Origin of the sequence: Nostoc punctiforme PCC 73102, assembly GCF_000020025.1 — a bacterium.
GTDB lineage: Bacteria > Cyanobacteriota > Cyanobacteriia > Cyanobacteriales > Nostocaceae > Nostoc > Nostoc punctiforme.
Genome location: NC_010632.1, coordinates 145,401 through 168,254 on the forward strand (window position 1 = coordinate 145,401; position 22,854 = coordinate 168,254).

General features: G+C 41.1%; 19 protein-coding genes and 1 pseudogene. 13 read left to right on the top strand and 7 right to left on the bottom strand.

Translation table 11 applies throughout. The annotated features are described in order from the left end of the window. Positions 1-172 precede the first annotated feature (172 nt). Positions 173-1,318, top strand: coding sequence for a sensor histidine kinase (locus tag NPUN_RS35960; RefSeq protein ID WP_012413283.1), 1,146 nt, complete (start codon positions 173-175; stop codon positions 1,316-1,318). After that, positions 1,315-1,947, top strand: coding sequence for a response regulator transcription factor (locus tag NPUN_RS35965; RefSeq protein WP_012413284.1), 633 nt, complete (start codon positions 1,315-1,317; stop codon positions 1,945-1,947). The genes NPUN_RS35960 and NPUN_RS35965 overlap by 4 nt, the downstream gene beginning before the upstream one ends. A gap of 374 nt (positions 1,948-2,321) precedes the next feature. On the opposite strand, the gene NPUN_RS35970 is transcribed toward NPUN_RS35965, so the two are convergent. Beyond that, the gene (locus tag NPUN_RS35970) at positions 2,322-2,702 is read right to left on the bottom strand and encodes a transposase (protein WP_167315726.1); all 381 of its coding nucleotides are present in this window, start codon (positions 2,700-2,702) and stop codon (positions 2,322-2,324) included. Between the two features lie 686 nt (positions 2,703-3,388). On the opposite strand from NPUN_RS35970, the gene NPUN_RS35975 reads away from it, so the two are divergent. From NPUN_RS35975 to NPUN_RS35995, 5 genes are all read left to right on the top strand, one after another. Then, a complete protein-coding gene (locus tag NPUN_RS35975; RefSeq protein WP_012413285.1) occupies positions 3,389-3,862 on the top strand; it encodes a DUF2808 domain-containing protein in 474 nt (157 codons plus the stop codon). 72 nt (positions 3,863-3,934) lie between these two features. After that, positions 3,935-5,278 (top strand): TolC family protein, encoded by a 1,344-nt coding sequence (locus tag NPUN_RS35980; RefSeq protein ID WP_012413286.1) that lies wholly within the window; start codon positions 3,935-3,937, stop codon positions 5,276-5,278. Positions 5,279-5,309: 31 nt separating this feature from the next. Beyond that, positions 5,310-6,674: an efflux RND transporter periplasmic adaptor subunit gene (locus tag NPUN_RS35985; RefSeq protein ID WP_041566687.1), complete on the top strand. Its 1,365-nt coding sequence runs from the start codon at positions 5,310-5,312 to the stop codon at positions 6,672-6,674. Beyond that, positions 6,671-9,712, top strand: coding sequence for an efflux RND transporter permease subunit (locus NPUN_RS35990; RefSeq protein ID WP_012413288.1), 3,042 nt, complete (start codon positions 6,671-6,673; stop codon positions 9,710-9,712). The genes NPUN_RS35985 and NPUN_RS35990 overlap by 4 nt, the downstream gene beginning before the upstream one ends. A 6-nt stretch (positions 9,713-9,718) precedes the next feature. Continuing rightward, positions 9,719-10,300 (top strand): PIG-L deacetylase family protein, encoded by a 582-nt coding sequence (locus NPUN_RS35995; protein WP_012413289.1) that lies wholly within the window; start codon positions 9,719-9,721, stop codon positions 10,298-10,300. Between the two features lie 567 nt (positions 10,301-10,867). Here the strand turns inward: NPUN_RS35995 and NPUN_RS36000 are convergent. Next, positions 10,868-11,266 carry a hypothetical protein gene (locus NPUN_RS36000; protein ID WP_052304746.1) on the bottom strand — a complete coding sequence of 133 codons (399 nt, stop codon included), beginning with the start codon at positions 11,264-11,266 and terminating at the stop codon, positions 10,868-10,870. A gap of 113 nt (positions 11,267-11,379) precedes the next feature. Here NPUN_RS36000 and NPUN_RS36005 point away from each other — a divergent pair, with 113 nt between their 5' ends. After that, positions 11,380-12,408, top strand: coding sequence for an IS630 family transposase (locus tag NPUN_RS36005; RefSeq protein WP_012413290.1), 1,029 nt, complete (start codon positions 11,380-11,382; stop codon positions 12,406-12,408). 5 nt (positions 12,409-12,413) lie between these two features. Here NPUN_RS36005 and NPUN_RS36010 read toward each other — a convergent pair whose 3' ends face one another. Together NPUN_RS36010 and NPUN_RS36015 are read right to left on the bottom strand one after the other, a co-directional pair. After that, a complete protein-coding gene (locus tag NPUN_RS36010) occupies positions 12,414-12,980 on the bottom strand; it encodes a glycosyltransferase (RefSeq protein ID WP_336884960.1) in 567 nt (188 codons plus the stop codon). A 207-nt stretch (positions 12,981-13,187) separates the two neighbouring features. Further along, positions 13,188-15,485 (bottom strand): BamA/TamA family outer membrane protein, encoded by a 2,298-nt coding sequence (locus NPUN_RS36015; protein ID WP_012413291.1) that lies wholly within the window; start codon positions 15,483-15,485, stop codon positions 13,188-13,190. 721 nt (positions 15,486-16,206) lie between these two features. On the opposite strand from NPUN_RS36015, the gene NPUN_RS36020 reads away from it, so the two are divergent. After that, positions 16,207-17,073, top strand: coding sequence for a class I SAM-dependent methyltransferase (locus NPUN_RS36020; RefSeq protein ID WP_012413292.1), 867 nt, complete (start codon positions 16,207-16,209; stop codon positions 17,071-17,073). Between the two features lie 141 nt (positions 17,074-17,214). Here NPUN_RS36020 and NPUN_RS36025 read toward each other — a convergent pair whose 3' ends face one another. Beyond that, positions 17,215-17,763: a PepSY domain-containing protein gene (locus tag NPUN_RS36025; RefSeq protein WP_012413293.1), complete on the bottom strand. Its 549-nt coding sequence runs from the start codon at positions 17,761-17,763 to the stop codon at positions 17,215-17,217. Between the two features lie 283 nt (positions 17,764-18,046). Between NPUN_RS36025 and NPUN_RS36030 the strand changes: the two genes are divergently transcribed. Then, positions 18,047-18,391 carry a hypothetical protein gene (locus NPUN_RS36030; RefSeq protein ID WP_041566688.1) on the top strand — a complete coding sequence of 115 codons (345 nt, stop codon included), beginning with the start codon at positions 18,047-18,049 and terminating at the stop codon, positions 18,389-18,391. Here the strand turns inward: NPUN_RS36030 and NPUN_RS40245 are convergent. After that, positions 18,318-19,484, bottom strand: a pseudogene (locus NPUN_RS40245) (IS630 family transposase). The gene NPUN_RS36030 and the pseudogene NPUN_RS40245 sit on opposite strands and share 74 nt — an antisense overlap. Positions 19,485-19,591: 107 nt before the next feature. Between NPUN_RS40245 and NPUN_RS36045 the strand changes: the two are divergent. The 3 genes from NPUN_RS36045 to NPUN_RS36055 all read left to right on the top strand — a co-directional run bounded on the left by NPUN_RS36045 (position 19,592) and on the right by NPUN_RS36055 (position 22,276). Then, complete coding sequence (locus NPUN_RS36045) at positions 19,592-20,107, top strand: hypothetical protein (protein WP_234711195.1); 516 nt, start codon at positions 19,592-19,594, stop codon at positions 20,105-20,107. Between the two features lie 499 nt (positions 20,108-20,606). Then, positions 20,607-21,362, top strand: coding sequence for a COG4705 family protein (locus NPUN_RS36050; protein ID WP_012413295.1), 756 nt, complete (start codon positions 20,607-20,609; stop codon positions 21,360-21,362). A gap of 194 nt (positions 21,363-21,556) precedes the next feature. Beyond that, positions 21,557-22,276 (top strand): phosphatase PAP2 family protein, encoded by a 720-nt coding sequence (locus NPUN_RS36055; protein WP_012413296.1) that lies wholly within the window; start codon positions 21,557-21,559, stop codon positions 22,274-22,276. 114 nt (positions 22,277-22,390) lie between these two features. Here the strand turns inward: NPUN_RS36055 and NPUN_RS36060 are convergent, their stop codons facing one another. After that, positions 22,391-22,828, bottom strand: a complete 438-nt coding sequence (locus NPUN_RS36060; RefSeq protein WP_336884966.1) for an SRPBCC domain-containing protein — start codon at positions 22,826-22,828, stop codon at positions 22,391-22,393. Between the last annotated feature and the right edge of the window lie 26 nt (positions 22,829-22,854).

Below are 22,854 nucleotides of genomic sequence, written 5' to 3' on the forward strand. Positions count from 1 at the left end.
AACTGTTGCTGTGCTTCAATTTGCGCGTATAGACTAGTTTACTGAGGGGTTTCTGTTTGGCTTAAGCCTAAAAGCCATGTGAAGTTTTTTAGCTGATCTCTCTGCTAAAGTCGCACAAGCAAAACGGTAGAATCCAAAATAGCAAGTATTTTAACCCATAGAAATTTCAGTGATGATATTCCTTCGCTCTCTTCCCCGGACTTTTCGATATCTGGAGTGGATTTTCATCACCGTTCATTTTGGAGTGTGGCTGAGTAGACCAGAGGATAGCCTGCCTACCCTGCTTGGATTTTATGGGATTTTGTTCGTCCTGGGTTGGTTGTTCCCGTGTGAACGCCCCTACTGGCAACGCTTTAGCTATATCGTTCTAGGACTCACGATAACGGTGTGGGCTAGACGTGTTGGAATTGACCTCGGTCTATTTTTGTTTTTCTATATTTCCAAGAGCTACTTTCTATTGAATCGTCGCATGACGATTATCATCACTGCTTTCACCGCAATGCCTTGGGTAATCAGCGAATATTTTGCGGAGGTCGAGCGAGCAAAATCCTCTCTTGAGATCGCTTCTGTGTCTGGAGTAAACTCTGACAATTCCCTAAATATTATGATCAGCACTTTAGCGGTTTATACCGCTGCCAGTTTCTTTGTGATCATGTTTAACTCGATGCTAATTGCAGAGCAGAAAAGCCGCCAACGGGTAGAGGAACTATCGGAGCAGGTTGAAACACTGGCTGCAACACTGGAACGAACCAGGATTGCTCGCGAGATTCATGACTCGCTGGGGCATACCCTAACTGACCTCGATATTCAACTTGCAGTCGCCCAACAGTTGCGGTTCCGTAATCTCGAACAGGCATTTCAGGCAGTTGATACTGCAAAAATACTTGCTGGGCAGTGTATTGAGGATGTAAGCCAAGCCTTAGCTCGGATGCGTCAGTCCGACTTTGATCTCAATCAAGCCTTAACTGCGCTGATGGAACAGGTGCGTCACAACTCGGCTCTACAAGTTGAATGGCAGGTCAATCTCCCTAAGCTTTCCGTTCACAAAAGCTATCAAATCTACTGCATTGTTAAAGAAGGCATGGTTAACGTGCAAAAGCACGCTCACGCTTCTCAAGTTAATTTTTGTGGACGGTTAACGTCGGAGGGGATCGTCCTCAATATCAAGGATAACGGCGTTGGTTTTGACCCGGAAAAGTTACATATAGGATTTGGCATCCAAGGCATGGTAGAGCGAGTACAACTTCTAGGTGGTAAGCTTGAACTCAAAACCGCCCTCGCGCAGGGAACACAAATTCAAGTCAGACTTCCCCTATGATTCGTCTGTTGCTTGTGGATGACCAAGATATTTTTCGGCAGGGATTAGTCGCTTTACTTTCGGTTGAAACCGATTTAGAGGTGGTTGGGCAGGCAAGAAATGGCTTGGAAGCGATCGCCAGAGCGAAGGCGCTCCAACCCCATGTGATTTTAATGGATGTGCGTATGCCTGTTTGTGACGGTGTGCAGGCAACCCGCGAGATCCATCAACATTATCCCTGGATTCGGATTTTGGTCTTAACCACGTTTGATGATGATGAATATATTTTGCAATCACTCCAAATGGGCGCATTAGGCTACCTGCTCAAACGCACTCCGGCTCAAGAGATTGCCTCTGCCATTCGCTCAGTTTCTCAAGGCTACAGCCAATTGGGGCCAACAATTGCCCTTAAAGTTTTTTCCCAACTAAAATCTTCACAACCTTCACCCAATTCCTATCAGGACTTACTGAGCAAACGAGAAATTGGGGTGTTAAAATTGGTCGGTCAAGGTAGAAATAATCAAGAAATTGCACAGGAACTGCATTTAAGTGAAGGAACAGTGAAAAATTATGTTACCCAAATTTTGAACAAACTGGAGATGCGCGATCGCATCCAGGCAGCTCTCTGGTCACAGCAAAACTTGCTTTAGCTAAGACACGCCCATATCGGTGTTTTCCTGTAAACTTCAGGATGTCTACCTAACCTGGTACTCCAATACACCAAATCGCCATCATAGGGACTTCTATCACCTTTTACCAACTACATAATTATTGCTACTGCTATCCCGTGCAGTCAATCCGTCTGTACTCTCTGCCAAAAAGGGTTTAAGACCCCCACCTAAGTTTTGAATTTCAGTGGTCTGCAATTGGGTGGGGTCAGAATCCCCGTCCAATTCCCTTCTGACTTGAAAATCAAACTTTGGCTAAAAACCAAGAAGGATATGTGGCTGAAGTCGTTCAATGACGACAGCCTAAACTGAAACATTAATTGTGGGTCTAACTTGCAACTGGAACAGGCTCAAGATTAACTTGATAACCAAGCTTTTCTAAGCGCAAAACCCAAGCGTTTCTTGACACTTTCCGGTCGTTGTTTGTCAAAATAATCAGCTCCTAAATCTTTATAAGGTTCTTGGCGCGATATTAAATGATATGCGATCGTTAAAATAGAATGTGCAACAGCAACAGCTGCGCGTTTTTTGCCTCTTCGCCCACTAATACGACGAAACTGAGCAGCAAGGTAAGTTTTAGTATGAGCTAGGGCATGAGCAGCTTGAACCAGAATTGTTCGTAAGGAACGATTGCCTTTACGGGTATTAGTTGAAAGCGTTTTACCAGCACTTTCGTAGTTACCAGGAGCAACCCCAGCCCAAGCAGCTAAATGTTCAGCACTTGGAAAACGGCTCATATCCATGCCGATTTCAGAGACAATAATCTCCGCAGTTCGACTAATACGTGGATATCTAAATAGTAGATTCTGACTTGCGTGCTCACTAAAACCTCAAAAATTGCTCAGTGGCGACAATTGGTAATTCCTCTCGATATCTAGGTTAGACTGCCCTTCAGGCTCTAGTGCTCTAATAAGGAAACAACCTCGCTTGTATCAGCCTTATCTTGGAAATTACCACATTTTCATTCATGGTGATGAAATTTTTTCATTGGGACTGCCCTCTGCCTTCCCCCAACCTAGATCACCAAAAGTTGCTAAGAACCACATTATCCTTTAAGTGACACTTTTGGTCACAGTATGGTTCACAATTTGGTCATGCAATGGGTAAAAGCACAGTAAACCTACGCATAACAAATTTGAGTAAATCTTTTCGAGTTCTTTACTTTTAGTGTGTAAAGTGCAACTACTTACCAGAGATTAATGATTAATAACCATAAACTTGAGTTTTAGTTGTGCTATTGAACAATGGTTGAAAAACATAACTCAACATCCACCTCTTGCTTGCATCTTCTCTACCTCTACCTTCAACGATATAGAAAACTGATTTTAGAGGAATTTGACAATAATATTGGACTAAATTTCCAAGTTCTTAAGTTTTATTATCCAGAGTAAATTTGCTCACTATATTTTTCAGGAAGGTTAACATGAAAAAGCTAATTCATGCTGTTGCATTAACTTTAACAGTTGCATCTTTATCATCTGCTGCCTATGGCTCAACCACGATGAAAACTAGCAGATTTCCTGAGATTGTTGGAGCAGTGCAATTTCCTGAAAAGAAGGCAAAAGTTGTCAGACATTCTTTTCAGCTAAAAATTCCCCAAGATAGCAGAGCTTTATCCCAGATGACTATTGCTGTACCTCAAGGTTTAACTGTAAGGAATGACATTAACTTATCTGACCAGTCTGGTCAAAAAATTGCTGCCAATATTACTGTCAATGACAGAACCATTACAATTGCTTTCCCTCAACAGGTAGTTCCTGGAACTGAACTCAACATTGATCTCAATCGTGTCTTAATCTCAGGGACTTCTAATGCTTGGCTCTATCCAGTTTCTGTCAGGCTTGTGGGGCTGAATGCAGATATCCCAGTGGGTGTATTTCGGCTACGAATTTACTAACAGGTGTTTTTGATAAAAAGTTGAACAGCAATTTTAGCCGTGATGGTTGTGATAACAGGAGTATGACTGCGGGTGTCAAGTGTATTAGTATTGTCTTTATGCATAACAATTGAGTCGCTAGTATGTTTATCCATTTCCTTGCCAGTTTTTGCTCAGACAGCTAGAGTATCAAACCTTACCCTGGAGACGGCAATAAACCAAGCTGAAGCAAATAATCCTCAATTGCTGGCAGCACAGCGCAGTATTTCTGTTACTCAGGCAGGAGTCGCCATCGCTGGAGTTATATCAAATCCACGACTAGCAATAGATATACCTTTTGGTCAAGCTGAAACTAAGCGTACTATTGGTATCGAGCAAGCGATTGAACTGGGTGGTAAACGCGGAGCACGTCTAGCTTTAGCCAACTCCGAGGTGCAACAAGCCCAGTTACAATTAGACTCTTTACGTTGGCAAATTCGTATTCAGGTACGTCAGGCTTATGCAGAGTTAGCGGTCGCTCAAGGAGCGCAGCAGAATACAGAACAATCTCTTGCTATCAACAAACAACTTGTTGATATTGCTAAGATACGTTTTCAAGCAAACGATGTAGCACGAGCAGATGTTGTCCAAGCTGAGTTTGCATTTACTCAAGCACAACAAAAACTTGAACCAGCAGTTAACCGCGTTCGTCAGGCTACCATTCGTCTTAATACCCTTTTAGGTCAACCTACTGACACAGCGATTAATTTAGTGGATGGCAAGGCGTTCCGATTTTCTGTGAAAGACTCACAGCAAAAGTTGGCTACTTTAGCAAAGCTTCCAGATTTAAGCGTGTTAAAAAAGTTAGCGAAAGCGTCACGATTAGATTTAGCTCTAGCTCAACAACAAATACAAGTTAATAATAAACAGATTCAAGTGGCTTATTCAGCCCGTATTCCAGATATCACCTTTGCAGCATCTTATGTTTGGGACCCTGGTTTAAGTACATCTGGTGCGCCACCTCCTACAACGACAACAGCTGTCATTTTGGGTGTGCGAGTGGATCTGCCTTTGTTCAATAGCGGAGGGAGTGGAGTCAGACAAGCTCGTGCTAATCTTTCTGTGTCTGAAGCACAGAACGCAGCTTTAGGATTACAAACGGATTCTGAGGTGGCAACAGCCTACGAAAATGTTTTGAGTACCCAACGAGTATTAGAACGCGATCGCACAGTTTTATTACCGCAAGCTCTAGAAGTCCTTAATTTATCCCGCAAAAGTTATGAGTATGGTCAAACTGGTTTGAGTGATGCTTTACTCACACAGCAGTCTGTGCAAGCTGTGTTTGATAACTTCTACACTGATATCCTCTCCTACCAAACGGCTTTAGGCACATTAGAGCAAGCCGTCAATCTACCCTTGTCTGTGATTTACAACACCAATGCCCCCAAAACACCTTAAACAATCGGGGTGTTTGCCGGGGAAACTTCCCTTGCCAAACATCTTTACTACTATCTTGCTGATGCTGTTGCTAATTGGTTGTCAAGGAAAAGACCCAACAGCCACTGAAACCCCTCCTATAGTATCCTTACCTATTGTTGACGTGCAACGCCAGGATATACCTGTGGTAGTAAACATTCGCGGCACAGTTAGCGCTTCTCCGAATGCAAATGCTAAAGTTAGCCCAGCTGTAGCGGGAAAACTTGTAGCTGTTACCGTAGTAAGTGGTCAACAGGTGACTAAAGGGCAAATAATAGCTCGTCTGGATAATCGTCAGAATCTCGATCAGGTAAACCAAGTAACAGCAGCGTTACGTTCAGCCCAAGCGGGTGTTGCTCAAGCACGCACTAATTTGGAACTTGCACAGAAAAATTTCGCGCGATCGCGCCGTCTCTATAACGAAGCTCTTAATCCGACGCAAAAAGCAACAGATCCCGGTATCCAAGGAGCAAGAGGAGGTGTTGCTCAAGCTCAAAGTAATCTCATTTTGGCTCAAAATAACTTACAACGACAACAACAACTCTTTAAAGAAGGCATAACACCTAAAAAAGACTTGATTGCTGCCCAAAATCAGATCGAAACCGCTCAAGGTGCTCTGGTAACTGCCCAAGCAGCTGTACAACAAGTCGCGCCCGATAAAGATGTGATTGCCGCTCAATCTCAAGTGGAAACGGCCAAAGCTCAACTTGCTGCTGCAATTGCTCAAGAGAAACAGGCTAATGCTTCCCGCGATCAAGCCCAAACTCAACTCAGCTTTACTGATATCCGCAGCCCCATCACTGGAATTGTAGCTAACCGCTTTTTGAATAATAGTGATACCACTGACCCTAATACACCAGTCATTCAGGTCGTGAACTTATCAAAGGTAATAGTCAATGGCAACATCAACGCTGACAAAAAAGCTAATATTCGTGTTGGTCAAAGCGCCAAAGTCCTTAGTTTAACTGGCAGCAGCTATTCCGGTGTTGTCACTGCTGTTAGTCCGATTGTCGATCCCCAAAGTAATACCTGGAATATCCAAATCCGCGTTGAGAATTCTGGCGGACAGTTAAAAGAGAACCAAATTGTTACTGCGTCTATTACTACAGATATTCATAAAGCCGCAATTACAGTGCCCCAAACGGCGTTGGTTCCAGACCCAGAAAATCCAAATGGACGTATGGTTTATACAGTCAAAGCTGGGAAGTTGGAAAGAAAAAAAGTGCAAATTGGCATCCAGCAAAGCGATTTACTCAGCGGCGATCGCTCTGCTTCCCGCGTTGAGATTGTGTCAGGATTAATGGGCGATAAAAAAGTGGTAGCTAAAGGTGCTTATGGTTTGGCAGATGGCACTGCTATACAAGAGGTGAAACAATGATTCGCTTCACCAAACTACTACAATCCCAAGCAAAAGCGATTTATCTAATCTTTGTGCTCATTGCGATTTTAGGTATATTAGCTTATGGTAATGTGCCTAGTGGAGTTTATCCAGAATTATCCTTTCCTCGCATTGCCGTGATTGCTGAAGCTGGGAATGTTGCTCCAGAACAGGTAGTCCTTACCGTCACTCTCCCTTTAGAAGCAGCTACCAACCAAGTTTATGGTGTCCAGAAGGTACGCTCAAAGACTACCCGTGGCTCTACAGAACTCTCAATAGAGTTTCAGCCCACAACCGATATGCAGCAAGCTCTCCAACAATTGCAAGCTAAAATTAATGAAGTACGGAGTACCCTGCCATCTGGCGTTAACCTCACGGTTGAGCGAGTTACCCCCGCCATTTTTCCGGTACTCAGCTACAACGTCACTACCGACACTTTAGCGCAAACAGACCTGTATTCAATTGCTAAATATCAAATTTTGCCTCGTTTAACCAAGGTTGCTGGTGTTGCCCTTGTCAATCTTCAAGGGGGAAATATTCCGGAAGTTGAGGTGCAGGTTGACCCGAATCGCCTGCAAAATTATGGTTTGAGCTTATCACAAGTTGCCGATACGATTGGGCGTTCAACTCAGAATCAAGCAGTAGGTAAACTAGATAGCAACTACCAACAAAATTTAGTAGTTACTAATGGTCAGCCAATAGACTCGTCTGCACTCACAGGGATTGTGGTAACAACGAAAGGTGCTGGTAAACCCGTGTTTTTAGAGGATTTGGGACAAGTTTCTCTCGGTGAGGCTGACCGCACCCAAATTGTTAGTGCCAAGGGTCAACCAGGATTAACACTAAATATTTTCCGCCAACCGAATAGTAATGTTGTAGCTGTAGCTGAGGCAGTACAGCAGGAAATTAAGTTGCTGGAAGAAAGCTTGCCGCCAGGAGTGCAAATCGCTAAAGCTTATGATGAATCCGGATTGGTTGTAGACGCGATCGCTAATGTCCGCGATTCAATTGCTATTGGTATTGTCCTAATTATCATTGTACTATACGTATTCTTACGAGAATGGCGCAGTACAGTAATTGCTGCCATCACTATTCCTCTGTCAGCACTTGCTGCTTTTGGAGTCCTATCCTTCGTTGGTCAAAGTCTGAATCTCATGTCTTTGGGAGGACTAGCAGTAGCGATTGGTTTGGTAATTGATGATGCCATTGTGGTAATTGAAAACATCGATCGCCAACTGCAAAAAGACTTGGATTCAACTACAGCCGTAGCCGCAGCAATGGCTGAATTAACTGAACCTGTGATTAGTTCCACGATCACTACGGTCGCAGTGTTTCTGCCTTTGGGATTGTTATCAGGGGTTGCCGGACAGTTTTTTACTAGCCTGACCACTACCTTAACTGCTGCGGTTGGTTTCTCTCTGGTGTTAGCGCTGACTCTCACTCCTCTATTGGCAGCAAGTTGGCTGCGGCAGAAGTCAAATCACTCAGAACCCAAATTGTTAGTCAAGCTGGACAATGCTTATACGGGGCTATTGCGTGTTGTGTTTGGGAAAGCCCGTTGGATTGGTGCGATCGCACTGTCTCTACTAGCAGTCGGGGCAGTATTATTTACTCAGGTAGGTTCGGATTTTTTACCAACCTTTGATGAAGGCAGCTACATCATTGATTACCTCACACCGCCGGGAACATCCTTAACTGAAACAGACTTTCTCGCACGCCAATTGGAAGAAATTATTGGCAAAACCCCTGAAGTAATAAATTGGACGCGACGTACAGGTGCAGAAAATGGTTTATTTGCGACTCAGCCGAATAAAGGTGATATCATTGTCGTCCTCAAGCCACCGGGGCAACGTCAACGCCAAGTCTTTGATATAATCGAAACTCAACGGCAAGATATTTCTAAAAAGTTACCCCAGGTAGATATTGACTTTCACCAAATCCTACAAGATGAACTTAACGACCTTTCTGGTGCAGCTAGTCCTGTAGAAGTGCGAATCTTTGGCGAAGAACCAGCTATTCTGCGTAAATTAGCAGAGCAAGTTCAAACCATCATTGATAATATTCCTGGTTTGGTAGACTTGGTATCTAGTGGAGGAGTGATCTTACCGCAATTAGATATGCGCGTTGATTCCACACAAGCCGGACAGTTAGGATTGACAGAATCAGACGTTGCACAGCAAGTACAGGATGGCTTGTTTGGACGGGTAGCAACTCAGATTCGTCAGGGTGACAAGTTAGTAGATGTGCGAGTTCACCTTTTAGACAGTGTACGTCGAGATCCACAACAAATAGACCAAATTCCAATTGTCGGTACAAATGGCACTACATTACCGCTTTCTGCCTTAGCTACAATCAAACCAACAACAGGCGAGGAAGCGATTTTGCGTGAGAACCAGCAGCGTTACGTTTCCTTTACAGGTGGTGTGGAAAAACGCGATCTCGGTTCGGTTGTCCAAGATATCAAGAAAAAATTAGCCGGATTCAAGCTACCTCAAGGCTACATCCTTTCAGTCGGTGGATTAATTGCCTCTCAGCAGCAGTCTTTCTCACAATTACTGATGGTCATGGGTTTGGGAGTATTGTTAGTCTATCTGGTGCTGGTTATACAGTTCCGTGACTTATTACAACCACTAGTAATTTTTACGACAATTCCCTTAGCGCTTTTAGGAGTAGTGCTGAGTTTGTGGATTACCCAAACACCCCTAAATGTTTCATCGTTTATGGGGATTATTTTGCTCGTGGGTTTGGTGGTAAAAAACGGGATTATTTTGTTGGAATATACTAACCGATTACATTCAGAAGGTCACTCTATAGAATCTGCTTTACTTGAAGCCGGTCGTGTAAGGCTGCGACCAATCTTGATGACCACACTCTGTACTATTCTGGGTTTACTGCCTTTAGCTTTGGGTTTAGGTGCAGGAGCAGAGTTGCAAAAGCCACTAGCGATCGCCGTTATCGGTGGGCTTTCACTTTCTACTATTTTTACTCTAATATTTGTCCCAGCTGTGTTTCGGATCGTTTCTCGATTTCAGCGTTAAAATGCTATGCAAATTATCATGTATCTGACAAAAGTTTTTTATAAAGTGGGTGATATTCCTATATTTAATCCTCTTTATATCCATGCTTACATTATTCATCAATGGCTATTAAACTTTAGAAGCCAGCCTTTGTCAGTTAATCAAAAATCAGCAATAATATTCCCCCCCCATCAAGATGATGAGACTTTAGGTTGTGGTGGTTTAATTGCTCTTAAACGTGAAATGGGAATCCCGATTAAAGTTATTTTTTTGACCGATGGGCAAAAATCGCATACAGCAATCCCCTGGGTTCAACCACTAGAAAATCTTATTCAAGTTCGTAAACAAGAAGCAACAACAGCTTTACATATTTTAGGGGTAGAAGTATCAGATATTCACTTTTTTGACTTAATAGATGGCACTCTAAACCATCTAAGTAATGAGCAATATCAAAATACTATTAAGCATCTTGTTGAGCTTATACAAACTTTTAACCCAGGGGAAATTTATGTTCCCCATCGAAAAGATAATCATCCAGACCACGAATGTACTTATAAATTCGTTAAAGCCGCAGTTGAACAATCACAAATAGAATTGGAAATACTGTAATATCCCATTTGGATATTTTGGTTATCGCCATTATTTATCAAATTAAGATTTTCTGATTTAACTGGTGCTTATCGATTATGTATTAACTCTGTTTTAGAACAAAAAAAGCGAGCAATTACAGTTTATAAATCTCAAACTACAATTCTTCCACCTCGGTTTCTCAAAAGTTTTTTGCTGAATCATCACGAAATTTTCTTTAAAGCTCAACCGAAAATATAAGTTAGTAAGTTAAATTTAAATTTAACGCTATTTTGAACTTAATGAAGGTGTATCAAGTCTTTTTATGTCCTTAATTATGCCTGCCTAACGCTCTTTTATTACTCTCATTATAAAATATTCAAAACCTTGTTTTTCCGTTCTTGGTTCCAAACAAGGATTTTTTGGCTTTGCTGAACAACTTGAGTTTGGACTAATTGGCATTTAGCAGCAAAGAATAGAAGGCAAGAGATGACAAAGATTCAAGATCAGTATCTTATTTTTCTCTCTTCAGAGACATGAAAGAGCGCTAAACAATGATTAAAATTGATTACCGTTGAAATATTAACGATAGGTGGTGTTGATTTAGAACTATTTAAACTCAAACTGTTCTGTGATATCTTTTGCTTTAGGTATAATTTTACCGTCTTTAGTTAACTTAAATTGCAACCCCCGCCACTCAATTGTAGTGCCAAAAAAACAATAGCACCAGATTGTAAAACTCATCAGGTCTCGTAAAATTACAAGCCAAAAATATTTTTTGGCGCTCGAATCTTGAAGATATTTGACACCAACAATCCAGCCCATTATTAAACGTACTATCCAGGTAACAGCTAGCAAAAACCAACAAAAAATAGACCCTTTTATAGTCATCATTAGTATTAAGCTAGTGATGTTACCGTAAGTAAAAATTAGTCCCAAATAACCCCAAGGACGAGAAACTCGAATACCACGCAACCAGCGAACCTGATGCTGAACAGAATCAATCAAAGTGTTAGCAAATAATACGTGTTCTACTATAGCAATCCTATCTGGGTTGTGAGAAAATACGTAAGAGGATTAAAGGTATAATTATTAGCCATTGTAGGGGAATATCAATGTGGATGCGATCGCTATCAGAGTTTATCGAAAATAGCCAAGATAAGCGAGAAATTCAACGGGCACTCGCAGTCAAGATGCTGCTAGAAGGATACACTCATGTTGCTATCCAATCGATATTAGATGTTTCATCAGGATTTATAAGTAAGTGGAAAAAGGCATTTTTCACTTTTGGAGTAGAAGGCTTAAAGCTTAGATACAAGGGAAGTCAGGGATTTTTGAATCCACAACAGCGCTATTGTGTAATTGAATGGCTCAAAACCAAAGAGAAGTGGAATTTGAGCGAACTAGAATACGAGATAGCATCTTCGTATGGGGTAGTGTTTGAGTCAAAACAGAGCTACTACGACTTATTTGATGCAGCTGGGATTAGTTGGAAGAAAACTCAAGCTCATAACCCCAAGTATGACGAAGAATTAGTAGCATCAAAAAAAAAAGAAATCTGTGAGTTACTGGAAACGAGACGTTCTGAAATCGAGTCAGGAAAGTTAGTGGTATTCATGGTTGATGAATGTCATCTGTTGTGGGGTGATATCTGTGGATATGTTTGGGGAAAAACTAGCGAACGCATATCAGTTCCAGTTGTAAACGCTCGTGACAAGCAAACATATTTTGGTGCTATAGACTACAAAACCCACGAATTTATAACTTACGCAGCTAAAAAAGGAGACTCCCAAAACATGATAAATTTCTTGGAATATCTTCAATCACAGCGTCCAGGAGCTAATCTTTTAATAATTTGGGATGGAGCTTCTTATCATCGTTCCAATGCAATTCAAGACTATTTAGACTCTTTGAATCGTCAGCTTGAACAGGAACAATGGTTGATAACTTGTAAACGCTTTGCCCCAAATGCTCCACAACAAAATCCCGTAGAAGATATTTGGTTACAAGCGAAAAAATTGATTAGAGAGTTTTATTTTTTCTGTCATTCTTTTTCTGTAGTTAAAGCATTATTTGAGCTAGCCGTCAATGGTCAAATTTTTGACTTTCCTAAGCTGAATGAGTACGGTAATTTCTCACAAATGATTTAGGATTGCTATATATAGTCAGAAAGCATGACCTTGTAACCGACTTTGGCAGTTAGATAGCCAAGTTGAAAATCGTCTGCGAGATAATCGGCGATCGCTTCAAATCCCCCGATTGCTTTTAGCACTTCTTGACGAATTACAATCGTTGAACCAAGTGCGAACTTCATACCCTCTAACTGTTTGCTGGTAATAGCACCTGCGTGAAAATCACAAGCAGTCCCAACTGCTTCTAACTTTTCTACCCATCCCCGTGCTACGGAACGATATAAACAGGTGACAACACCAACATTCTTATTATGTAACGGTTGAACAACTCGCTGCAAGTAGTCTTCCCCAACTCGGATATCGCTATCAGCAATAACTAGGATTTCGTATTTGGCGAAAGATAAAGCATTTGCCAGATTACTCACCTTTAGGTTTGTACCAATAATGCGATCGCAGATTATTAAATGAATATCCAGTTTCGGAAAGTCTCGGATAATTTGTTTGACCACATCTATTCCAGGGTCTTGCGGGCTGCGGACGCTGAAGATAATCTGATAAGTTGAATATTCCTGTCGGCAAAATGTTGCCAAATTGTCGTAGATATCTCTGTCTAGTCCGCAAATTGGCTTCAGGATAGTAATGGGTGGATAAAAATTTGGAGCGTATATATGCGGAAAGAATTGGCTTTTTGAGAAGAAAAGACATTATTTTTGGATTATTCCAGAAAGTTTAAAAATCACAATTAGAAACCAGGACAGTCAGCGATTATTTGCTATTTATCGCTAACTGCTAATAACTTAAAACCTTTCGCCAATACCAAAATTGATGCGGTTGTCACCGTCGCCATTGATGCCGTAGTCAATGCGAATTGGCCCCAGTGGCGATTGTACGCGCACACCAAGACCATAACCGTAGCCAGTACCGTTTTTGTTCAGCACCTCAGCTGATCTGGTACTACTTCCCAGATCGCTGCCGATATCAAAAAATAGTGCGCCACTGACGACTGAGAAAACTGGGAAGCGATACTCGGTAGATGCTTGTATATAACTACGTCCACTACCTAATCCTCCTTCTTGATAACCCCGGACGGAGTTACTACCACCAAGGGTAAAGGCTTCGTAAGGAGGCAAGTCACCAAGGATAGTTCCACCTTGCAAGTTAAATGCTAAAGTTTGTAGGCCTTTGGTAAGACTAATAAAGTTGACAGGGAAATATTGGCTATAGTTACCTCGTAACCTGGTGAGAAAAATATTGCCTAGTCCCACTGGTACTGACTGATCGACTCCGAAGCGGAGATAAGAACCGCTAGTCGGTTGTAAGGGGTTGTTACGGCGATCGCGTTGTACCCCTAGTTGCAACAGCAGCAAATCGTCTTCACCTTGTCCAGATGCACTAAGTGGAACTCGTTCTGTGGGTACTCCATTCTTGAACACCGTTCCTTCTTTTCTGATGTTGCCATTGGCATCACGGGTGGAAACTCGTTGATACTGCAAACCTGCTGAAGCCGTCCATTCAGAATTTTTGTAGGAATTATTGCTCAGGGGACGAGTAAAGGTGACACCGCCACCTAGACGGAGGACACGGGGGCGATCGCCATCGGTCTTCCCCTGTTCAAAGGTTTTGATATTGTTATTTTTGCCATCAAAAATCAACGAAATGGAACTGCGGCGAAAAATATTGGCTGTATAGGAAGTCCGGTAGGGATCTCCGGCAATCCAGGGGTCGGTATATCGCAGGTCAAACAACAGTTCCCGTTCTCCCACCTGTATTTCTGTCCCCAGTTTTTGGTTCCTACCGTTCAGGTTTTGCTGTTGATAGCTAACTGTTCCAAAAAGTCCGCTAGCAGAACTAATCCCTGCCCCAGCCGCAATAGAACCACTACTGCGTTCAGCTACGTTCACTACTACATCCACTTTGCTGGGGTCGGTACCAGGGTCAAGGGAGACATTTACATCTTCAAACAGTCCCAGTCCATACACGCGCTGTAGGTCTTTTTGCACGGTGTTGCGATTGAATATTTGTCCTGGCTTCAACTCCAATTCTCGGGTAATGATGTAAGCTTGTGTCCGTCCGCGAATTGGTTGTCCCTTTTCGTCTGTTTCTTGACCATCTTTATTGCGGAACCGGACTCTAATATTCTCTACTACCCCTTCTGCTACTTGCAAGGTAACAACTCCGTTTTCAGAGACTTGGGGCGCTCCAATTACGTTGGCTAGCACGTAACCTTTGTCTTGATATCGTTTGTTTAACTGCTTGATGCTTTCTTGCAAGTCACGCAAGTTAAGGATTTTGCCATATTGCTCCCGAAATACTTCATCGACAGTATTAGCTGGTAATACGGAGGCGACACCAGTGCCAGGATTGGCTTGCACTTCTACTTTGCTAAGAACAGGGTTAGGCTGTACAACAAAGCTCACCCGCACTCCCAAGGGGGTATCTTCAGGCGATGCTTGGACGTTGGAGAAGAAGCCAGTACCAAAGATGGCGTTAATATCTTCTTGCAGTTGGCTGCGAGTTGTCGTTTGTCCTGGTTGGGTACGAATTACTCTGTAAACTTGGTTTTCTAGTTCTGGTGATAGTTGCCCTGTCTGAGATTTAACCACTACTTCCGACACCAGTACGCGGGGGTCATTGGCTTCTGGGGCTGTGTTGGGTTTAATATTTCTTGGAGTTGTGGGAGATACAGGTGTCGCCGCAGGTAGCTTGACATTTTCCCCACCAGGAGTGGTGCTAGGAGACGGGGAAGGTGTTTGTTGTTGAGTGAGGTTTGGGTTTCTTTGAAGGGTTTGTGCCATTGTGGAGGTTGGCACTACTACCTCTGGTGAAGCCAATGATGCTGAATTGACTGTTAAGGCTTTGACTGATTGAGACTTGAGATACTCCGAATTTGGAATACCTATTGTATTAGGGTGAAATTCTAGACCTTGACTGAAGTGACTTTGAGCAGTGCCTTTTTCTGCCTGCTGATTTGTTCCTAGTGTAAAAATCTTTGTTGTCTGTTTCAGACTATTAGCAGTTTGTGCATTTGCACTCTCGCAGCTACCCAAAGGAGCTGCAATTGCCAGCACTGCCACCAATACCGGGGATAAACGCATTTTATTTACATTCCTCATAGTTACCACACGCAGTACTCCACAGGAGCCACAGGAGTTACTTAGCGATCGCCTCCGGCGGGGCGTAGCCCATCGCAAAATCATGCTCTTATGCAAAGCAACTGACCACTAAAGCCAAAAATACTGATGAAAACTATAGCTATAGCCGGATCAGTTGAAGGATTCATGTGTAAATTTATCTGAAATATCGGTTTCTGATTATAAGCAGCAAAGGTCAAGAACTCGGAAAGATTCATCTCAATAACTTGATATTTTCATGACCTTGTTAGTTACTGAGGCGAACGCGGCATATTTTTAAAATTGAAGCAAATCTTTCCGAGTTCTTGACTTTTATTCTCCATAATTCAATCCGAGAACCTTAGTCATACAGGTTGTTTAACTCTAATTAAAGGATTGAATGCAATGAAAAATTATACAAAAATGATCCTAGCTGCTGTTACTATAGTTTTATATTAAAGTGCAGTTTTTAATATTACAAATAAAGGCAGAAGGCAGAGGGTAGAGGAAAAGAAGAATTAATAAAAACTTTAGTTTTGGGTCTAAAACCCAGTTTAAAAAAGGAATTGTATCGAGACGCGTAGCGTGAGATACAAAGAGTCATTATAGCTGCTTTCGTACTTCTGCCTTCTGAACTAAAATTTTAGTGTTTGACATTTGCAATCTTTGTAAAGTACAGCCAGAATTACAAATAATACTTTATTAGATGATAAATCTTGCGGAAACTGCGTATCTAGTGGCAATGTATCGCGCATTGGAAAGCGAACGTGCAGATGCACTATTTAAAGACCCATTAGCGCGTGTGTTAGCTGGTGGAAAAGGTGAAATGTTTGTTGAAGTTATAGGGGAGAAAGACAAAATTACAAATGCGATCGCCATCCGCACCTATGTTATTGATAACTTAATTTTACAGTTAGTTAAGTCAAAAAAGATTGACACTGTAATCAATCTGGCTGCGGGGTTAGATACTCGACCCTATCGATTACCTCTTTCTCTTTGTGCATCGCTTCGTTGGATTGAAGTTGACCTGCCGGAAATCATTGCTTACAAAGAACAATTACTTAAAGACCAGCAACCTTTGTGTTGGCTTGAGCGTGTCAAACTCGATATTACCAACCTGGCATTGAGAAAGACTTTTTTCTCAGAGATTAATCTTGTAGCAAGACAGGCTCTAGTGATCACAGAAGGGTTGCTATCATATCTACACGAAACCCAAGTAGCATTACTTGCAACCGATATTTATGAGCAATCTCATCTGAATTGGTGGCTATTTGAATTGGAATCATCATTAGCGTTAAAGCACTATGATCAAGTTTACGCTCGAAAAATTTTCGACCAATATTTTGCGGATGGGAATAAAACCTTGTTATTTGCTCCAGAGCAAGGGGCAGAATTTTTTCAACACTATAATTGGAAAGTTGCAAAATCTGTATCTGCATGGAAAGAGTTACACCGACTAAACCGAGGGATCAAATTTGCCTGGTTACTAGAAATAATTATGAAATTGGTTGCTAATGAATATTGGGAAAAAAATCAGCGGCAGGGTAGTATTGTATTGCTTGAGAAAAGTTGATATTTAAGATGATTATAAGGGCAGGTTAAAACTGTAATCGTTCGCCTATGAATAAAGGAGGTTGTTGAAACTAGAACATTCAACAACCTCATATTTAGTTATTTACAGCTACACATCAATTAAAACTAGTTAAAAATTACTCTACTTGTTATTTTCATTTGTTTCTTGTTCGTTATTACTCTGCGGAACTTGAATGCTACTCTTGGGACGAGAAGCTTCATTTTCGTTGTTTTCCTGGTTAGCATTCTCAGTGTAGAGAACCTTACCATTACCAGCGTCAATTTTTACCTCTTTCTGACTAATTTCTACAGCATAAACTAAGTTTCCATCTTCATTTTCGAGTTTTACACTACTAGCTTTAGTACCGACAGAAGTTTCAGCAGCTTGTTGAGCTTGTTCTGCTGTGATTTTAGCTAAAGCTTGTAGTTTTTTGTCCTCTTGCTGTTCTTGTTGATCATCATTGGTTTCACCGTCACCGTCACTTGCTTGAGCTATTTTAGTGTGATGAACACCATTATTCATTACTTCAGGAGCTTCTATCGCGTCATTAGCTTCGCCATCTCCGTCACTAAATTTAGCTACTTGTATACTGTTTTGAGAAGGAGAGGCACTCACGGTTTTTACCACTGCACTAACACCTAAAACACTCATTAAAGCAGCTGCTAAAGCGATTTTTGTCGAAGTTTTCATGTGTGTAAATCCTGGAGATTTGTGTTTTTTGAGCAATCTAAAATAGTTATCATTATTTGTGTAGTTCACACCTATTTTTGATTTGCTACAGTTTTACTTTAAATATAAAAAGTCAAGAACTTGGAAAGATTGATTGAGACTATTAAAAATTATTTTGGTAACAGTATGCAAGTTGTAACAAAAGGATTGAAAAAGTTTTCTCTACTCAGTCAAAACTTTCCAAGTTCTTAACAAATGCAATCTACAGTAAAACTACAAATACAGATTGAGACATATAGGATTTATGAATAACTCAACAAAAATCATTATTATCGGCTCTTTGCTTAGTACTTTGGGTATCGCTGGTTTGGCAAAAGCTATCTCTACAAATCAACCCCAGTTACCTGTTGCAATCATGCCGCAGCATCACAGTAGCACTCAAATGATTATTAGTAAGGATAAAGATGTGAAAATCGATGAAAACAGAGAACAGCCAGACGCAGCTTACGATGCTGATAGTGAGGTAAATCATGATAAAGTACCAACTTCTCTAGTAGTCTGCCAAGCTAACTTTGCTATGTTAAATTTGGATATAAACGCTCCATTTTTCGGCGAGCATCTTTGGTTTGAAAACCCCAATAAACACTAGCTTTTTGCTGATTACGTTTTTTCTCCCAAGCGGCAATCTCAGAAGTTAATGTTTCTGCATTAGGAATACGCCGTTCTAAACATTGGCGAGATAAAACAGATAATTCGATTTCTACCTGATTCAGCCCTTCGGGTTCGCCAGTTGCTTCAAGTCGGGGAACCCGCCCAACGCACTGGCTCACCAAGAAGCGTGTTTAGGAGTATAGTGAAACTCTAACTTTTGAATAATTCGACGTGCTTCTTCTGGTGGAAAAACTTCATATAATGCATTGGGTGTATGAATATTCAAGTTATCAACTACTAAACGAATAACATCGGCATCTCGGTAGGAAACATCTACTAAATTTTTCATTTGTTTAGCAAAATCGGCTTTAGTTCGACGTTCTGTAACTTCGATATGCCGCCATCCAGCCAAGGGTTGAAAACATGCGAATAAATTTACTGTCCCGTTACGTTTATACTCAAAATCATAACGTTCAGGTTGCTCTGGCTGTGGTGGCAAAGGAAGTCTTACTTCTTCTACTAATTGGTATGGACGTTCATCAAAGCAGACTACAGGGCGTTTAGGATCATAAGGCTCATTGTATAAATCCAGCACATCTTCCATTCGAAAACATATTCTGCGTTAACTTCAGGAATACACCATTGTTCTTTCAACCAAGGCTTAATTTCATTTTTTTTAAAGTTTGACGTACTGTTTCATCTGAGATTGAATCTATGATACCAACGTTCACTAAATGATCTGCTAATAATTGCATTGTCCAACGCACTCTTCCTTCTGGCGGATTAGAACAAGCTGTTGCAATCAAAAATGCTTCTTGCTTTTCATCTAATTTTTTATGTTTTGGTGGATGAACTTCATCCTTTAAAGCAAAATCTAACCCTCCAATGACAAATTTTTCTCGTATTCGTTGCACTGTTGCAACATGCGCTCTAACTATGCTAGCGATCGCTTGATCCGTTTCTCCTTCGGAAGCCATCAAAAGAATGTTTGCACGGCTTATGGTTCTTGCCTTATGCTTACCTTTCTTAATTATCGATTGCAGTTGGGAAACTTCATCTTCATTCAAGTCAACAATGTACTTTTTTGCCATGTTACACCCCGTTTTTGGCTATTTTACCAATTAGAGGTTTTACTTAGCAAAGTTACCTTGGTACACTACTAGGCCAAGTGGGTGAATATGGTGAAAGCGTCTATGATATGGCTAAAGCCAATGATTGGACAAAAGCCACAGCTAATCTCACGTCGCTTCAAAATGCAGCAAAAAGTCTACGTACCGAAATCAAGGGTAAAAATAAAACAGAATTAGTACAGTTGGATGCCAAAATAGCAGCACTCAAGGGTGCTGTCACAGATAAAAATCGCATATCTGCAATGCGCGATGCTAACCAAGTGACGTTAATCTCTGCCAATATTACCAAGGAATTTGAACCAAAAGTACCAGTTGAGGTAACGCTACTTGACTACTATGGACGCGATCTGGAAATTTGGTCGATAACAGGAAATACAAGCCAACTGAAAACAACTGCGTCGGAGATGCGCCGCACCTGGAATGCAGTCAGACCATCTATCTTAGCGCGTGGAGGAACTACACAAGTACAGAAATTTGATGGACTTGTTGCTAGTGTTGAGGCGGCAAAATTATCTAGAGATTACGCTCATCTTGCTACCCCTGTGCTAGATGAAGTGGATAATCTAGAAAAGGTCTTTAAATAATCAATACCTTTGCCAAAATAAGAGCCTATAAAAATTTTGGCAAAAACGGCAAAATGACTCATATATAAGCGTTTAGCTTACAAGATAGATTGGAGGCTCAAACCCTTTGTACTACGGGCAATACGTTAAAAAATGCTTGCGGGAAACCTTGAAGGAATTTTTAGAGCTTATTGTTTTTGCCAGACCTTTGAGAACAGGACGTTAATACATCAATTCAGCCTCGTAAATTGGCGAAGGTATTGAATAATAATACTCTTTTCTGGGTGTTGTTTGTCTAAGTCCCACTAATGATATTTCACTGCTTTACAGAGCTAATGTTATAACTTTTGATTGAGTCTGGAACAGCATAGTATTTTTACCGTGTAAAGTTTTTAGTTACATCACACATCCTATAAAACTTTCCAACTTCTTAACATTTGTTGTTTAGAGTCAAACAAGACCAAACTACTACGATGAAAACTTCATCATTACTCTAAAAAAATCAGGCAGGACAAATATCATGAAAAAAGTTTTAAACAGGGCTCCAGAGGTTACAAGTACCTTCTGGATTATTAAGGTTCTGGCAACCACGGTAGGTGAAACTGCGGCTGATTATTTGTCAGTAACTCTGAACCTCGGTTTAAGCGTTACATCCTATATTATGAGTGGCTTGTTACTCATTGCGCTTTGGAATCAGTTTAGGCTAAAACGATATGTCCCGGTGAGTTACTGGATTGTAGTCGTTTTTACAAGTATCACTGGCACGCTGATTACTGATAGATTGGTAGACGAGCTCGGAGTTAGTTTGATAACAACTACTATAGTTTTTAGTGTGGTCTTGCTAGTAGTTTTTGCGCTTTGGTATTTAAAAGAAAAGACATTAGCTATGCACTCCATCAACACAGCTAAAAGAGAGCTTTTCTACTGGGTGGCTATTTTATTTACGTTTGCTTTGGGGACGGCAACGGGGGACTTACTAGCAGAGGCTTTGAAGCTAGGTTATGCCCAATCAGCACTAATATTTAGTGTTTTAATTGCGATAGTAGCTGGTGGTTATTATTACTTTAGAATAAATGCAGTCTTGGCATTTTGGATAGCATATATCTTGACTCGTCCGCTTGGCGCATCTGTAGGTGATTTACTATCTCAACCTGCTAAAAATGGTGGCTTGGGTTTAGGTACGGTCGAAACTAGTATGCTTTTTCTTTCTATAATCATAAGTCTGGTTATTTACTTAAGCCTTAAGCAGAAGCAACCAGCGCCTACTGCCGATTGACCGAAAAGATTGATTAATGATAGCGACGATTTGCCATGTTACTCAACAGTGGGATGCTGATTTGATTATTTTAGGTCAGTGTAACCACTGTGCGATCGCAAAAAATAACTGATTTTTTGATTCAAAATTGTCTTTTCAATTTCTTGACTATTGTTCTGTAAGCTATGAGTCCACAATAGATTTAGACATACTCAATGATCCGAAAAATTTCTACCTTTTGGTTACGCCATATATACCCTCGTCTAGCTCCTTTAATTGCCACAATTGGTGTGGTTGGACTTACTGTTTGTCTGCTGATCCTGTTTGTTGTTGCCAAGCTTGCTGAAGAAGTTTTAGAGAAAGAAGCTTTTGCATTTGATACATCTTTCTTATTATGGATACATCAATTTGCCAATCCGAGTCTTGATAAATTAATGTTATTTATAACAAATCTTGGTAATCCTAAGACAGTAATAGTAGTCGCAGGAGTGACTTTAGGAATACTTTGGTGGCGACGTTACCGAGTAGAAATATACATTTTTGTGCTTACTTGTTTAGGAGGGTTAATCCTAAATACAGGTTTAAAGTTATTTTTTTCAAAACCTCGTCCGCAACTTTGGACACTTTTGATCTCTGAAAAGTCTTTCAGTTTTCCTAGCGGTCATGCACTAGGTTCTATGGTAATGTATGGTTTTATTGCCTATATGCTAGCTACTCATTATTCTCAATTTTCGCGGTTCATCTATGTTTTAGCGGTTATTTTAATAGCGGTAATTGGGATTAGTCGGCTATATTTAGGTGTCCATTGGCCTACAGATGTAATTGCTGGGTATAGTGTTGGATTTTTGTGGTTAATGATATGCATCGTGATACTAAAGCTACAGAGATTGAGGCAAGGAAAATTACTAGGTAAAACATTCGATAACGTTCGTTAAGTGATTCTTATTCTGTCTTCAAGCGATGTATTATAAATGTAGTATAAAAATATCGGCTTGACATTTACTCAGGCGATCGCTTTGGTAAATGTCAAGCCTGCAAGCGAGTTGTAATTAATCATTTGGCTCTAAAAGCTTGCCCAGAGCTTCAACGGACTGCCGCCAGCCGCTTGGAATGCCGCTAGCAACCATGCCGTCACGGTCTGACTGGCTCATTGCTGTGCTATGGGTACGAATCTCAGTTGTATGTTCGTCAATTGCGACAAACTCAGCTTTTTCCAGCATGACATGCCCACGTTCCGGCATCGCCAAGAATTCAAATGTCTGCACGATTCGTTTATCTAGAGCGACTTCATGAAAACAGCCAGTAAACTCATACTCGTGACCGTCTTCTGATTGTTCAGCAATGTGCCAACTGCCGCCGTCTTGACAATCGAAGTGATACACTTTCATTGGATTACCGCGACACCACCAAGTAGCAAACAGTTCCTCTTTGGTATATGCTTCAAATACCTTTTCTAACGGAGCCTTGATTGTTACAGTACCAAAGATATTTTGTGAATTTTCTCTCCCCTGTT